The 14,481-nt window shown below is 70.0% G+C and carries 13 protein-coding genes; 7 read left to right on the top strand and 6 right to left on the bottom strand.

The features are described from left to right. Positions 1-35 precede the first annotated feature (35 nt). Positions 36-410: an AtpZ/AtpI family protein gene (locus BLP73_RS09585; RefSeq protein WP_090743202.1), complete on the bottom strand. Its 375-nt coding sequence runs from the start codon at positions 408-410 to the stop codon at positions 36-38. Positions 411-608: 198 nt separating this feature from the next. On the opposite strand from BLP73_RS09585, the gene BLP73_RS09580 reads away from it, so the two are divergent. Genes BLP73_RS09580 through BLP73_RS09570 form a run of 3 tightly spaced genes read left to right on the top strand, consistent with a single transcriptional unit; the run spans position 609 to position 2,756 of the window. Then, positions 609-947, top strand: coding sequence for an ArsR/SmtB family transcription factor (locus tag BLP73_RS09580; RefSeq protein ID WP_425415688.1), 339 nt, complete (start codon positions 609-611; stop codon positions 945-947). After that, positions 940-1,839: a PfkB family carbohydrate kinase gene (locus tag BLP73_RS09575; RefSeq protein ID WP_245686619.1), complete on the top strand. Its 900-nt coding sequence runs from the start codon at positions 940-942 to the stop codon at positions 1,837-1,839. Before BLP73_RS09580 ends, BLP73_RS09575 begins: the two co-directional genes overlap by 8 nt. Next, positions 1,836-2,756, top strand: a complete 921-nt coding sequence (locus BLP73_RS09570; protein ID WP_090743199.1) for a pseudouridine-5'-phosphate glycosidase — start codon at positions 1,836-1,838, stop codon at positions 2,754-2,756. The genes BLP73_RS09575 and BLP73_RS09570 overlap by 4 nt, the downstream gene beginning before the upstream one ends. Positions 2,757-2,864: 108 nt before the next feature. Here the strand turns inward: BLP73_RS09570 and BLP73_RS09565 are convergent, their stop codons facing one another. Then, positions 2,865-3,935: a patatin-like phospholipase family protein gene (locus BLP73_RS09565; protein WP_090743196.1), complete on the bottom strand. Its 1,071-nt coding sequence runs from the start codon at positions 3,933-3,935 to the stop codon at positions 2,865-2,867. Between the two features lie 103 nt (positions 3,936-4,038). After that, complete coding sequence (prfB, locus tag BLP73_RS09560) at positions 4,039-5,166, bottom strand: peptide chain release factor 2 (RefSeq protein ID WP_090743193.1); 1,128 nt, start codon at positions 5,164-5,166, stop codon at positions 4,039-4,041. Positions 5,167-5,344: 178 nt separating this feature from the next. On the opposite strand from prfB, the gene BLP73_RS09555 reads away from it, so the two are divergent. After that, positions 5,345-5,920, top strand: coding sequence for an MgtC/SapB family protein (locus BLP73_RS09555; protein ID WP_090743190.1), 576 nt, complete (start codon positions 5,345-5,347; stop codon positions 5,918-5,920). Here BLP73_RS09555 and BLP73_RS09550 read toward each other — a convergent pair. The 3 genes from BLP73_RS09550 to BLP73_RS09540 all read right to left on the bottom strand — a co-directional run bounded on the left by BLP73_RS09550 (position 5,914) and on the right by BLP73_RS09540 (position 10,904). Further along, positions 5,914-8,466, bottom strand: coding sequence for a penicillin-binding protein 1A (locus BLP73_RS09550; protein WP_090743187.1), 2,553 nt, complete (start codon positions 8,464-8,466; stop codon positions 5,914-5,916). The genes BLP73_RS09555 and BLP73_RS09550 overlap by 7 nt on opposite strands. 87 nt (positions 8,467-8,553) lie before the next feature. After that, positions 8,554-9,774 (bottom strand): N-acetylmuramoyl-L-alanine amidase, encoded by a 1,221-nt coding sequence (locus BLP73_RS09545; RefSeq protein ID WP_090743184.1) that lies wholly within the window; start codon positions 9,772-9,774, stop codon positions 8,554-8,556. Further along, positions 9,771-10,904: a pyridoxal phosphate-dependent aminotransferase gene (locus BLP73_RS09540; RefSeq protein ID WP_090743182.1), complete on the bottom strand. Its 1,134-nt coding sequence runs from the start codon at positions 10,902-10,904 to the stop codon at positions 9,771-9,773. The genes BLP73_RS09545 and BLP73_RS09540 overlap by 4 nt, the downstream gene beginning before the upstream one ends. 150 nt (positions 10,905-11,054) lie before the next feature. On the opposite strand from BLP73_RS09540, the gene BLP73_RS09535 reads away from it, so the two are divergent. The 3 genes from BLP73_RS09535 to metK all read left to right on the top strand — a co-directional run bounded on the left by BLP73_RS09535 (position 11,055) and on the right by metK (position 14,467). Continuing rightward, on the top strand, positions 11,055-11,792 hold the full coding sequence (locus tag BLP73_RS09535; protein ID WP_090743179.1) for a DsbA family protein: 738 nt from the start codon (positions 11,055-11,057) through the stop codon (positions 11,790-11,792). Between the two features lie 82 nt (positions 11,793-11,874). Then, positions 11,875-13,284: an adenosylhomocysteinase gene (gene ahcY, locus BLP73_RS09530; RefSeq protein WP_090743874.1), complete on the top strand. Its 1,410-nt coding sequence runs from the start codon at positions 11,875-11,877 to the stop codon at positions 13,282-13,284. A gap of 4 nt (positions 13,285-13,288) precedes the next feature. Continuing rightward, positions 13,289-14,467, top strand: a complete 1,179-nt coding sequence (gene metK / locus BLP73_RS09525) for a methionine adenosyltransferase (RefSeq protein WP_090743176.1) — start codon at positions 13,289-13,291, stop codon at positions 14,465-14,467. Positions 14,468-14,481: the final 14 nt, after the last annotated feature.

The following is a 14,481-nucleotide window of genomic DNA, read 5'->3' as shown; positions in this document are numbered from 1 at the left end:
GAATTCAAGGCCGCCGCCAGTCGCTGTCGCCACGATCAGTCCCTCTCGTCTCGTCCCGGCGCCTGTCCGGGTTGTGCCTCGTCCGGCGATCTGCCGGCTGTCCGTTCAAGCTCGCCCGCGGTGCGCATCATCGTCTTGATGCCGGCCGCAAGGCCGAGGAAGATGAACAGGACCATCAGCAAGGGCCCTGTGCCCAAGAGATAGTCCAGCCCGTATCCGACCGCCCCGCCAAGGCAGAGCCCGGTCACGAACTCGATCACCATCCTCCAGGCGAGGTTCGCCTGTTCGTATTTCCCCATCGGCGAGGTGCCGGAGGGTTTGGGGGTCAGCGCGGCAATCCGGGCCTCCAGATCGCGCAGGCGGGCCGCGTCGGCGTCCCTGTCCTGCTCGTTCCGGGGCTCTTCGGCCATCACTCACGCCCCCGTGTCGGTTGGGGGGTGTCTAGGGGGGATGCGGACCCAAGTCAAGCAGCCGCGGCAGCCGCGCAAGTCATTGATCCGACGCGTTTTAGCGTGAACCGCGCGGGGACGCGGCATCTTGCCTTCGCCGCGCTGCCGCGTCATTACTCAACCGGCCGGTTGACCGTTCCGCATCGAAAAGGCGCTGAGATGACCCTGCCCGAGCGTCTGGACCTGATCTTCGCGGCCCTGGCCGATCCCACGCGCCGGCGCGTGCTGACGATGCTGCTCGAGGACGACATGGCCGTCAGCGATGTCGCGGCGCCCTTCGAGATGAGCCTCGCGGCCATCTCGAAGCACCTCGCGGTGCTTGCAGCCGCGGGGCTGATCCGGCAAGAGCGGCGGGGACGGATCACCTGGTGCAAGCTGGACCCGGACGGCATGCGGACGGCCTCGGTCTGGATGCAGGGCTTCGGGCAGTTCGACCCGGTGGACCTCGACGACTTCGAGCGCTTCCTGCGCGCCGAGCTGAAGGATGGCGATGACTGACCCCCTCTCCGTGACCCGGCAGCCCGACATCCTGTGCATCGGCGCGATGCTCTGGGACGTGATCGGCCGGGCGCCGCGCCGCATGGCGCCGGGCGCGGACGTGCCGGGGCGCATCCGCCACCTGCCCGGCGGGGTGGCGCTGAACGTCGCGGTGGCCTTGGCGCGGTGGGGGCTGAGGCCCGCGGTCCTTTCGGCCGTCGGCCGCGATCCCGAGGGCGAGGCGCTGGTGGTCGAGGCGCAGCGCCTCGGCGTCATCACCGAACACCTGGCCCGCGACACCGGCCTTCCGACCGACTGCTACATGGGGATCGAGGACAGCGAGGGGCTGATCGCCGCCATCGCCGACGCCTTCAGCCTCGAGATGGCGGGGGCCGAGATCCTGGCGCCCCTGTCGGGCGCGCTGTCGTCTTGGGACGGCCCGGTGGTTCTGGACGGCAACCTGACCGAAGAGCTGCTGGCCGCCGTTCCCCGCGATCCGCGCCTGTCGCAGGCCGACCTGCGCGTCGTGCCCGCCAGCCCCGGCAAGGCCGAGCGGCTCGAGCCGCTGATCGCCGCGCGGCGCGGCTGCTTCTACCTCAACCGCCTCGAGGCCGAGATCCTCGCCGGCCGCGCCTGCCCCGATGCCGCCAGCGCGGCCGAGGCCGTGGTCGCGCGCGGAGCGGCCCGCGTTCTCGTGACCGACGGGCCGCGCGCCGCCGCCGATGCCGCCGTCGGCGCCGAGACGCTGACCTACACCCCGCCCGCCGTGGCCGTCGCCCGCGTCACCGGCGCCGGCGACTGCTTCCTGGCGGCCCATCTCGCCGCCGAACTCGACAGCCGGGGGCGCAGCACCGCGCTCGCGCGCGCCGTCAACGCCTCGGCGGCGCATGTCTCCGGAAAGGACGTACCGTGACCCACCAAGCCCCTCTCACCTTCGCGCCCGAGGTCCGCGACGCGCTGGACCGCGGCCTGCCCGTCGTCGCGCTGGAATCGACGATCATCACGCATGGCATGCCCTGGCCCCAGAACCTCGAGATGGCCGAGAAGGTCGAGGCCGTGATCCGCGAGGGCGGCGCCGTGCCCGCGACGATCGCCGTCATGGGCGGGCGCATCCATATCGGCCTGACACCCGAGGCGCTGCGCGCCCTCGCCCAGACCCCGCCCGCCGAAGCGATGAAGCTCTCCCGCGCCGACCTCGCCGTCTGCATCGCCAATGGCCGCACCGGCGCCACGACCGTCGCCGCGACGATGATCTGCGCGCATCTGGCCGGCATCAAGGTCTTCGCGACGGGCGGCATCGGCGGCGTGCATCGCGGCGCCGAGACAAGCTTCGACATCTCGGCCGACCTTCAGGAACTGGCGCAGACCCCGGTGACGGTGGTGGCGGCGGGCGCCAAGGCCATCCTCGATCTGCCGAAGACTTGGGAGGTGCTTGAAACGCTCGGCGTGCCGGTCATCGCCTATGGCCAGGACGAGCTGCCGGCCTTCTGGTCGCGCGCCTCGGGGATCAAGGCGCCCTTGCGCATGGACAGCCCCCAAGAGATCGCCGCCGCCGCCGCCATGCGCGCCGCCCTCGGCCTCAGGGGCGGGCAGCTGGTCGCGAACCCCATCCCCGAGGCCGACGAGATCGCGCAGGACCAGATCATGCCGGTGATCGAGCAGGCCCTCTCCGAGGCCGCGGCGCAGGGCATCGCCGCCAAGGCCGTCACGCCCTTCCTCCTCGGCCGCATCTTCGAGCTGACCGAAGGCCGCTCGCTCGACAGCAACATCGCCCTTGTCCTGAACAACGCCCGCCTCGCCGCCCGCATCGCATCGGCAATGGCCGCCTGAGCGGACGGGGGTGCAGGGGGCGCGCCGCCCCCTGCAAAAGGCCGGGGGGCGCGGGGGGCGGCACGCCCCCCGCATCGCCGCGGGACGCAAGCCCTCCGCCCTCGACGTCTAGCTGCCCGACGGCATGTCCGGGAACAGCGCCGACAAATCGAAGCTGTCCGCGTGGTTCAGCTTGCCGGCATGTTCCTCGAGGAACCGGTCCGCCGCCGCCTGCCCCGCCTGCTTCATGTGGGCCAGAAGCCCCGGCTTCGGCAGCAGCTTGCTGCGCGCGGTCAGGTTCATCATCAGCGCGTCGTCCTCGATCAGGTGCACGAGCACGTTCTTCATGGCGCGCGATCCGCCGAGCCGGTTCTCGGCCGACAGCTCCTTGACGAAGTTGATCGCGCGCAGCTGGTTCACCAGCGAGCTGTTGAAGCTGATCTCGTTCACCCGGTCCGCGATCTCGACCGGGGTCTTCGGCAGCGCGTCGCGCATCAGGGGGTTGATCGCCACGATCAGGATGTCGCGCGGATACTGCTTGCGATACAGCGGGAACATCGCCGGGTTGCCGCCATAGCCGCCGTCCCAGAAGGCCTCGACCCGGCCGGTGCCCTCGTCGAAGATCTCGACCGCCTGGAACAGCGTCGGCAGGCAGGCCGAGGCCATCACCGCCTCGGCCGTCGCGTGACTGCCGGTGAAGACCTTGATCCGGCCCGTGCGCACGTTCGTCGCCGCGACGAACAGGTCCGGCCCGCTCTCGCAGCAGAAATCGGGATAGGGCAGCCTGCGCAGCAGGTTGCCGAGCGGGTTGACGTAGAACGGCCCGTAGTCATAGGGGCTGAAGAGCCGCGTCAGGTTGTCCAGCCAAGCCGCGGGCGAGAAGGTCTCGGTCAGGCGCTGGAAGCCGCGCGGCATGGGCATCAGCGATTGCAGCCAGCGCACCACCCGGTTGTCGCTGACCGAGCCGACCTCGGACCAGAGCGCGTCCAGGTTCTCGCGCGCCGCCCGCCGTCCCGCCGGCCCCTTCTTGGCCCCGAGGCCCGCCTTCAGCGCCGCCCCGTTCAGCGCCCCGGCCGAGGTGCCGGTGATCGCGCTGAACTGCAGCCAGCGCTCGTCCAGCAGCCGGTCGAGGACGCCCCAGGTAAAGGCGCCATGCGCCCCGCCGCCCTGAAGGGCCAGGTTGATGCTCTTGTCCTCCATCGCCTCCGCTCCTGATGATGCACGTGCAGCATAGCACAACGGCCTGCCGCGCAACAGGTTTCAGGAATCCATGCCGCAGCGCAGCATGAACGTGGCGTCGCGGTCAGTCCTCGGCGTTGGCCTCGGCCCGGCTCTTGCCGGCCACGTCCAGCGCCAGCGTCGCCGCCATGAAGCGGTCGAGATCGCCGTCCAGCACGCCCTGCGTGTCGCTGGTCTCTTCCGAGGTCCTGAGGTCTTTCACCATCTGGTAGGGATGCAGCACGTAGGAGCGGATCTGGTTGCCCCAGCCTGCATCGCCCTTGGAGGCGTGCTGGGCGTTGATCTCAGCGTTCCGCTTGTCCAGCTCCATCTGGTAGAGCCGCGCCTTCAGCGCCGCCATAGCGTTCGCCCGGTTCTGGTGCTGCGACTTCTCCGAGCTGGTCACGACGATATTCGTGGGAAGGTGGGTGATCCGCACGGCCGAGTCGGTGGTGTTGACGTGCTGCCCGCCCGCGCCCGACGAGCGGTAGGTGTCGATGCGGATGTCGCGGTCGGGAATCTCGATCTCGATGTTGTCGTCGACGACCGGATAGACCCAGACCGAGCTGAACGAGGTGTGCCGCCGCGCCGCGCTGTCATAGGGGCTGATCCGCACCAGGCGGTGCACGCCCGATTCCGATTTCAGCCAGCCATAGGCGTTGCGCCCGGTGATCTTGTAGGCGGCGCTGCGGATGCCCGCCTCGTCGCCCGAGGTCTCGGAGAGCAGCTCGACCTCGTAGCCCTTCTTCTCGGCCCACCGCACATACATCCGCGCCAGCATCGCCGCCCAATCGCAGCTTTCGGTGCCGCCCGCGCCCGCGTTGATCTCGAGGAAGGTGTCGTTGCCGTCCGCCTCGCCGTTCAGCAGCGCCTCCAGCTCCTTCTGGGCGGCCAGCTGCGCCAGCGCCTTCAGGTTCGCCTCGGCCTCGGCGACCAGCTCGGCATCGCCCTCCTCCTCGGCCAACTCGACCATCTCGGCATTGGCCGAGAGATCGCCGTCGATGCGGCGGTAGGTCTCGATCGCGTCCGACAGCGCCTGCCGCTCGCGCATCAGCTTCTGCGCGCGGGCCGGATCGGACCACAGATCGCCATCCTCGATCATGGCGTTCATCTCCTCCAGCCGGTGCGGCGCGGTCGTCCAGTCCAGCCGCTGGCCAAGCAGGGTCAGCGAGCGGCGGATGGCTTCGATCGTGGACTGCGTCTCGGCGCGCATGGGCAGGCTTCCTTCGGGTCCGGGTCGGTGTCGGGGTCAGGTGCGCGGTGATAGCGCGCAGAGCGGCGGGCGGCAAGTCCGCGCCCTTGGCCGGGGCAGCGGGCGGCGGCAGGCGGCGGCCGGTGCAACCCCGCCGGCGGCCCCCGCGTTCCGCCTGCAAAAGAACGGAGAACCCGCCATGCCGCCCGTCCTTCTCGACCTCTTCCAGCCGCTCGACTCGATGAGCCTCGGCACGGCCTCGGCCCGGCTCGGCCTCGCCCTCGTCCTCGGCGGCGTCATCGGGTGGGAGCGCGAGCGCGCCGCCCATGCGGCGGGGCTGCGGACCCACATGCTGATCGCGATGGCCGCCGCGCTCTTCACCATCATCGCGATGGAGCTGACCCATCTGCGCCTCGACCGGGATGCCGCGATGCAGGTCGACCCGCTGCGCCTGATCGAGGCCGTGACGGCGGGCGTCGCCTTCCTTGCCGCGGGCTCGATCATCTTCAGCGGCGGCTCGGTGCGCGGCATCACCACCGGCGCCTCGATGTGGCTGGCGGGGGCCGTGGGCCTGACCGCCGGCAACGGCAAGGGCACGCTCGCCGTCATCGCGGCGCTGCTGGCGCTGCTGGTCCTGTGGCTCGCGCGGCTGGTCGGAGAGACGAGCGCGGGGGGCGCGGGGGGCGGCACGTCCCCCGGCAAGGCGGGGGGTGCGGGGGGCGCCCAGCCCCCCGCGGCGTCGCGGGACGCAGCCGGCGCGGGCCGCCGTCAGTAGAGCCCGCCCGAGGACATGGTGCCGAAATCGCTGCGTTTGGGGATCACCCGCCGCTCGCCGGTCGAGGTCGTGATCGAGGCGCCCGCGCGCGAGTCCGCCCCCGCCTCCCACGGCAGGACCACCGGCCCGGAGCCGAAGCCCGACACGACCTGCGGCGCACCCCATTGCGGGTCCGTCCCCTCGCGGAAATATTCCGAGATGACGTTCGGCCCCGTCGCATCCGCGGCCAAGCGCCGGCCGGTCACCCGGTCGATCTTGGCGAAATAGCCGCCCGGCGGCACCTTGAAGGCCGTGCCGCCATATTCCGCGACCGCCGCCTGCATGAAGGCGTTGAAGACCGGAACGCAGAGCGTGCCGCCAAAGGCGTTGGCCCCGAGGCTGCGCGGCTGGTCGAAACCCAAGTAGCAGCCCGCGACGATGTTGCTCGAATAGCCGATGAACCAGACGTCCTTGGCGTCGTTGGTCGTGCCCGTCTTGCCCGCGATCGGCACCGGCAGGTTCACGCCCTTGCCCGAGCCGCGCAGCACCGCCCCCTCCAGCATCGAGGTCAGCTGGTAGGCCGTCACCGCGTCCATCACCCGCTCGCGGTTCGTCTCGATCACCGGCGCCTGCCCCGCCGGCAGCGCCTGCGCGCCGCAGGTGCGGCACTCGCGCTGGTCGTGGCGATAGACCGTGCGCCCGCGCCGGTCCTGCACGCGGTCGACCAGCGTCGGCTCGACCCGCTCGCCGCCATTGGCAAACATCGCGTAGGCCGCGACCATCTTGAACAGCGTCGTCTCCTGCGCGCCGAGCGCGTTGGCCAGGAACGGCGCCAGTCGGTCGTAGACGCCGAAGTTCTCGGCATATTCCGCCACCCGCTCCATGCCGATGTCGTCGGCAATGCGGATGGTCATCAGGTTGCGCGACTGCTCGATCCCGGTGCGCAGCGGCGTGGGTCCATAGTGGCGGCCGGACGCGTTCTTCGGCTCCCACAGGCCCTGCGGCGTGTTGATGCGGATCGGCTCGTCCACCACGATGGTCGCGGGGGTGTAGTTGTTGTCCAGCGCGGCTGCATAGACGAAGGGCTTGAAGGACGATCCCGGCTGGCGCTGCGCCTGCGTCGCCCGGTTGAAGACCGAGGACTGGTAGGAAAAGCCCCCCTGCATCGCCAGCACGCGGCCGGTGTTCACGTCCATCGCCATGAAGCCGCCCTGCACCTCGGGCACCTGCCGCAGCGTCCAGCGCAGGAAGCTGCCGTCGCTGTCGCGCGTCATGGCCCGCACCAGCACCGCCTCGCCCGGCCGGACCAGATCGCCCGCCCCCTGCGCCTTGGGGCCGAGCGCCCCCGTCTCGCGGTCGAGCCGGCGCGCCCAGGTCGCGTCCTCGGCCGGGATCCAGTGCCCCTCGGCCGCCTCGGCAATGCCCTCGATCCCGATGCGGGCGCGGCCGCCCTGGGTCTCCAGCACCACGGCCGGGTGCCAGCCGGGGATGTCGCGCGGCAGGCGCAGCTCCCACAGGGCGGCGCGCCAGGCGGCCTCGGCGGCCAGCGCCTCGGGCGGGACCGCCTCGCCGGTACCGCGCCAGATGCCGCGGCCGCGGTCGTATTCCTCCAGCGCCTGCTGCAGCGCCCCGGCCGCCTGCGCCTGCAGGTCCGGATCGACCGTGGCGCGGATGGTCAGCCCGCCGCCGAAGAACTCTTCGCGGCCGAACTCGCGGCTCAGCTGGCGGCGGATCTCGTCGGTGAAGTAGTCGCGCGCGGGCAGCTGGCTCTGCCAGGCGGGGAAGTCGCCGTTCTGGACCGAGCGCAGGGGCTGGGCCGCCTCGGCCTGGAAGCGCGCCTCGGTGATGTAGCCGTTCTGCCACATCTCGCGCAGCACGTAGTTGCGCCGCTCGGTCAGCCGCTCCTTCGCGCGCACCGGGTGCAGGCGGCCAGGGGCCTGCGGCAGGGCGGCCAGCATCGCCGCCTCGTGCGGGGCGAGTTCCGGCAGCGACTTGTTGAAATAGACCTGCGCCGCCGCCACCACGCCGAAGCTGTTCTGGCCGAGGAAGATCTCGTTGAGATACAGCTCCAGGATCTGGTCCTTGGTCAGCGTCCGCTCGAGGCGCGAGGCCAGGATCAGCTCCTTCACCTTCCGCTCGACGCTGCGGTCACTGGAGAGAAGGAAGTTCTTCATCACCTGCTGCGTGATGGTCGAGGCGCCGCGCACGCTGGCCCCGCGCGACTGCACCGCCTGCACCACGGCCCCGACCATGCCGCGCAGGTCATAGCCGGGGTGGAGGTAGAAGTTCTTGTCCTCGGCGCTGATGAAGGCCTGCTTGACGAGGTCCGGCACCTCGTCGATGGGCACGAAGATGCGCCGCTCCTCGGCGAATTCGTCGATCAGCTGGCCCTCGGCCGAGTAGATGCGGCTGATGGTCTTGGGCGTGTACTGCGCCAGCGTCTCGTGGCTCGGCAGGTCGCGCGAATAGGTCCAGAACACCGCGCCGACGGTCAGGGCGACGAAGGCGAGGCCCGTCGTGACCCAAGAGAAGATCGCGCCGAAGAAGGACAGGATGATGCGCAGCACGGGCCGGGTGACCTTTCGGGACGTAGGCCTCCAGCTATAGTCGCAGGCCCGCGCAGGGTCAAAACAACTTGGAGGCGTATTGCGGCCTCAGCGGCGCAGCAGACCCGCCCGCGCGCCCTCGTCGCGCCACCAGCCGGTGATCGCCTCGGCCACAGCCTCCACCATGCGCGCGCGCCACAGAGGGTCGGTCAGGTTCGCCAGGTCCTGCGGGTCCGAGATGAAGCCCAGCTCCAGCAGCGCCGAGGGGATGTCGGGCGACTTCAGCACCGCGAAGGCCGCGCCCTGTACGGGCCGCCCGTGCAGCCCGATCCCCCGCAGCGCCATGCGCGAGGTCAGAAGCCGCGCGAAGGCGTCCGAGCGCGGCTGCGTGTCCGTCCGCGCGAAGTCCATCATCACGGCCGCCAGCGCGTCGTCCTCGCCCGAAAGGTCCACCTGCCCCACCAGGTCGTGCCGCTGGTGGCGCAGCGCCAGCTGCGCCGCGGCCCGGTCGTTGGCCGTGGGGTTCCAGATATAGACCGTCGCCCCCGCCGCCTGCCCCTGCGGCAGCGCGTCGGCGTGAAGCGACAGCAGCAGGTCCGCCCCCGCCTCGCGCGCGGCCGTCATCCGCGTCTCCAGCCCGACGAAGACGTCCTTCTCGCGCGTCATGGCGACGGTGACGCCGCGGGCCTGAAGCGCCGCCCGCAGCTCCAGCGCGAAGGTCAGCACGAGGTTGGCCTCGGTCTCGCCCCCCGCCTGCGCGCCCGGATCGAAGCCGCCATGGCCGGGGTCCAGCATCACGGTCAGGCCCTCGGCGCGCGCCGGGGGCGGCGGCAGGTCGGCCGGGTCGGGCAGGTCGCGCAGCGCCGCCGTGGCCGAGGGGCGGGGCGCGAACTCGGCCTCGCGCACGGGGCTCAGCGTGAGGCGGATCACCGGCTGCGACGCGCCGGTCGCCTGCCCCGCGCCCTCGATGCGGTAGAAGCCGGGCAGCTCGACTACGATGCGCGACCAGCCCTCCTGATGGCTGCCCCACCGGACCGCGGGCGCAAGATCATGGCCGAAAAGCTGGTCGGGTGTCTGGCCCGTCAGGTCCACCCCTTCCAAATCGACAACCAGCCGCGCCGGCTCGCCTACCAGGAAGACGCGATAGGGCACCGGCCGGTCCAGCGTCAGGCGCAGATCCAGGGGTTCGGGGCCAAACCAGTTGCGCCCCGCGACTGTCAGGGCCGAGGCGCCAAGGTCCAGCCGCGCAGGCTCGCCCACCGCAGCACCGGGCGCCGCCACGAAGGGCAGCGCCAGCAGCAGCGACAGGATGAGCGCCCAGAGCCTCATCTTGCGGCCATGAACCTTTCCAGCCGGTCCAGACCTTCCGCGATGTCCGCCGTGGCGCGGGCATAGGAGAAGCGCAGCGTCCGCGCGCCCCGCTCGGGGTCGAAGTCGAGCCCCGGCGTGACGGCAACGCCCGCCTTCTCAAGCACTTCCGCCGCAAAACTCAGCGAGTTCTCGGTCAGCGCCGAGACATCGGCATAGATGTAGAACGCCCCCTCGGGCGGGGCGATGCGGTCAAAGCCCATCTTCGGCAGCCGCTCCAGCATCATCTGGCGGTTCCGGGCATAGACCGCCAGGTTCGCCTCGGCCTCGGGGATGCAGTCCAGCGCGGCGAGCGCGGCGACCTGGCTGGCATGGGGCGGACAGATGAAGAGGTTCTGGGCGAGCCGCTCGACCGTGCGGATCATGCCCTCCGGCACCACCATCCAGCCGACCCGCCATCCGGTCATGGAAAAGTACTTGCTGAAGGAGTTTATGACGACAACCTCATCCGTCACCTCAAGCGCGGAATGGCAGCGCGCGCCATAGGAAAGGCCGTGATAGATCTCGTCCGAGATGAGCGCCATGCCCTTCGCCTGCGCCGCCTCCGACAGCGCCGCCAGTTCGGGCGCAGTGAGGACAGTGCCCGAGGGGTTGCCGGGCGAGGCGAGGATCAGCCCCTCCGCCTGCGGCAGGTCCTCGGGGCGAGGCTGGTAGCGGTCCTCGGGGCGCGTGGGGATGCCGACCGGCGCCAGCGACATGGCGCGCAGGATCTGGCGGTAGGACGGATAGCCCGGAAAGCCCATCGCCACCCGGTCGCCCGCGTCGAACAGCGCCGAGAAGGCCAGGATGAAGGCCCCGCTGCTGCCCGGCGTCACGATCACCCGCGCCGGGTCCAGCTCGACGCCATACCAGCGCCGGTAGAGCTCCGCGATCCCCGCCCGCAGCGCCGGCAGGCCTAGCGCGACGGTGTAGCCGAGCGGCTGCGCCAGCGCCTCGGCCAGCGCGCGGCGGGCGCCTTCGGGGGCGGGGGTGCCGGGCTGGCCGACCTCCATGTGGATGACGTGGCGCCCTGCGGCCTCGGCCCGTGCGGCGGCGTCCATGACGTCCATGACGATGAAGGGGTCCACCTGACCCCGAAGCGACTGCCGCATCCTGCCCGACCTTCCGTTTTCCACTCCTCTAGCGCGAGCGGTGCCGTCGCACTAGTCATTTGCCCCTGCTCGCGCATTGCTGATCCGGGCTTTCTTGCCATTTGCCCCGCGCGGCGCGATGGTCGCGGCAACTTGACCCGAGGGACGCCGATGAAACGCCTGATCGCCGCGCTGATGATTTTCGCCCTGCCCGCCTCGGCGCTGGACCTCTCGGCCATGACCGAGGACGAACGCGCGGCCTTCGGTGCCGCCGTCCGCAGCTACCTGATGGAGAACCCGCAGGTGCTGGTCGAGGCGATAGGCGAGCTGGAAGCCCGGCAGGTGGCCGAGGCCGCCCGCAGCGATCAGGAGCTGGCCAGCACCCATGCCGAGGGGCTGTTTCAGGACGGCGCCAGCTGGATCGGCGGCAATCCCGAGGGCGGCACGCAGATGGCGATGTTCATCGACTACCGCTGCGGCGTCTGCCGCCAGTTCAACGCCGAGGTGCTTGACGCTGTCGAGGAAGATGGTGACATCCGCCTGGTGATGAAGGAATTCCCGATCCTCGGGCCGGAAAGCGAGATGGCCTCGCGCTTCGCGGTGGCGGTGCTTCAGGCGTCGGGGGACGAGGCGTATCTTGCCGCGCATAACGCTCTGATGGAGATGCGCGGGCAGGTCTCGGACGAGAGCCTGCGCCAGATCGCCGAGCGGATCGGGGTCGATGCCGACGACATCATGAACCGGATGCAGACCGAATCGGTGACGGCGGTCCTGCGCGCGAACCGCGAGCTGGCCGACGCGATGGCGATCCAGGGCACGCCGACTTTCGTGATCGGCGACCAGATGCTGCGCGGGATGCCCCGCGACGGCCTCGGCCCGACCATCGCCGCCGTCCGCGCGGACGGCTGAGGGGCGACGAACTGCCGCGAATGCCGAACGTTCGGGCCTTTCGATCCCCGCCCGGTTGCGCTATCCCGCTGTCAACATTTGCATGACGATAAAGACGGGGCCGCGCGTGACGGACTACATCATCAAGGACATCGCCCTTGCCGGCTTCGGCCGCAAGGAGCTGGACATCGCCGAGACCGAGATGCCGGGCCTCATGGCCCTGCGTGCCGAATATGGCGCGGCCAAGCCCCTGGCCGGCGCGCGCATCGTCGGCAGCCTGCACATGACCATCCAGACCGCCGTCCTGATCGAGACGCTGGTCGCGCTCGGTGCCGATGTCCGGTGGGCGTCCTGCAACATCTTCTCGACCCAGGACCACGCCGCCGCCGCCATCGCGGCCGCCGGCATCCCGGTTTTCGCGGTGAAGGGCCAGTCGCTGGAAGAGCATTGGGACTATCTCGACCGCTCGTTCCTGTTCCCCGAGGGGCCGAACCTGATCCTCGACGATGGCGGGGACGCGACGCTGTACATCCTGCTCGGCGCGCGGGCCGAGGCGGGCGAAGACATCATCCCGGTCCCGCAGTCGGACGAGGAAGCGGTCATCAAGTCGCAGATCGCCAAGCGGCAGGCGCAGTCGCCGGGCTGGTTCACCCGGATGCGCGACCAGATCGTGGGCGTGTCCGAGGAAACCACGACCGGCGTGCACCGCCTCTATGACCTGCAGAAGAAGGGCCAGCTGCCCTTCCCCGCAATCAACGTGAACGACAGCGTCACCAAGTCGAAGTTCGACAACAAGTACGGCTGCAAGGAATCGCTGGTCGACGGCATCCGCCGCGCCACCGACGTGATGATGGCCGGCAAGGTCGCCGTCGTCTGCGGCTATGGCGATGTGGGCAAGGGCTCGGCCGCCTCGCTGCAGGGCGCCGGCGCGCGGGTGAAGGTGACCGAGGTCGATCCGATCTGCGCCCTTCAGGCCGCGATGGACGGCTTCGAGGTGGTGACTCTGGAAGACGTCGCCGCGACGGCCGACATCTTCATCACCACGACCGGCAACCGCGACGTCATCCGGCTCGAGCATATGCGCGAGATGAAGGACATGGCGATCGTCGGCAATATCGGCCATTTCGACAACGAGATCCAGGTTGCCGCCCTGCGCAACCACAAATGGACCAACGTCAAGGACCAGGTGGACATGATCGAGATGCCCTCGGGCAACCGGATCATCCTGCTCAGTCAAGGGCGCCTGCTGAACCTGGGGAATGCGACCGGGCACCCGTCCTTCGTGATGTCGGCCAGCTTCACCAACCAGGTGCTCGCGCAGATCGAGCTGTGGACCAAGGGCGAGGACTACAAGCCCGGCGTCTACATCCTGCCCAAGGCGCTGGACGAGAAGGTGGCGCGGCTGCACCTGGAGAAGATCGGCGCAAAGCTCTCGACGCTTTCGCCCGAGCAGGCGGCCTATATCGGCGTGACGCCGGAAGGCCCGTTCAAGTCCGACCACTACCGGTATTGATCCCATGACCGAATATTCGCTTTTTACCTCGGAATCCGTCTCCGAGGGCCATCCCGACAAGATCGCCGACCAGATCAGCGACGCGATCCTCGACGCGATCCTGGCCGAGGACCCGCGCGCCCGCGTCGCCTGCGAGACGATGGTCAAGACCGGGGTGGCGATCATCTCGGGCGAGATCACGACGAGCGCATGGGTCGATCTGGAAGCGATCGTGCGCGGGGTCATCAACGACACCGGCTACACCTCGTCCGATGTCGGCTTCGACGGGGCGACCTGCTCGGTCATCAACATCATCGGCAAGCAGTCTCCTGAGATCAATCAAGGGGTTGACCGCGCGAACCTCGAAGAGCAGGGGGCCGGGGATCAGGGCCTCATGTTCGGTTATGCCTCGGACGAGACCGACGTGCTGATGCCCGCGCCCATCACCTATGCCCACCGCCTGGTCGAGCGGCAGAGCAAGGTCCGCCGCGACAGCACCCTGCCTTGGCTGCGCCCGGACGCAAAGTCGCAGGTCACGCTGCGCTACGACGCGGACGGCCGGCCCGAGGGGATCGACGCGGTCGTGCTGTCCACCCAGCACAGCCCCGAGATCGCGCTGTCCGACCTGCGCGAGGCGGTGATCGAAGAGATCATCAAGCCGGTCCTGCCGGCCGAGTGGCTGTCGGACGCCACCAAGTACTTCGTCAACCCCACGGGCAAGTTCGTCATCGGCGGGCCGGTGGGCGACTGCGGCCTAACCGGGCGCAAGATCATCGTGGACAGCTATGGCGGCATGGCGCGCCACGGCGGCGGCGCGTTCTCGGGCAAGGACCCGTCCAAGGTGGACCGCTCGGCGGCCTATGCGGGGCGGTGGGTCGCCAAGAACATCGTCGCCGCAGGGCTGGCGAGCCGCTGCGAGATCCAGGTGAGCTACGCGATCGGCGTGGCCGAGCCGACCTCGATCAGCCTGAACTGCTTCGGGACCGAGACGGTGCCGGTGGCCCGGATCGTGGACGCGGTGCGCGAGGTGTTCGACCTGCGGCCCTTCGCGATCATCCGCGATCTGGACCTGCTGCATCCGATCTATCGCCCGACCGCGACCTTCGGCCATTTCGGCCGCGCGCCGCACCCGCTGAACGGCGCCACCGCCTTCACCTGGGAGCGGACGGACCGGGCGGAGGCGCTGCGGGCTGCCTTGAGTTGATTTGCGTCCCGCGA

It is taken from the genome of Paracoccus tibetensis (assembly GCF_900102505.1).
Classification (GTDB): domain Bacteria; phylum Pseudomonadota; class Alphaproteobacteria; order Rhodobacterales; family Rhodobacteraceae; genus Paracoccus; species Paracoccus tibetensis.
The sequence above is the reverse complement of the archived record's forward strand: the minus strand, read 5'-3'. Positions and strand labels throughout refer to the sequence as shown.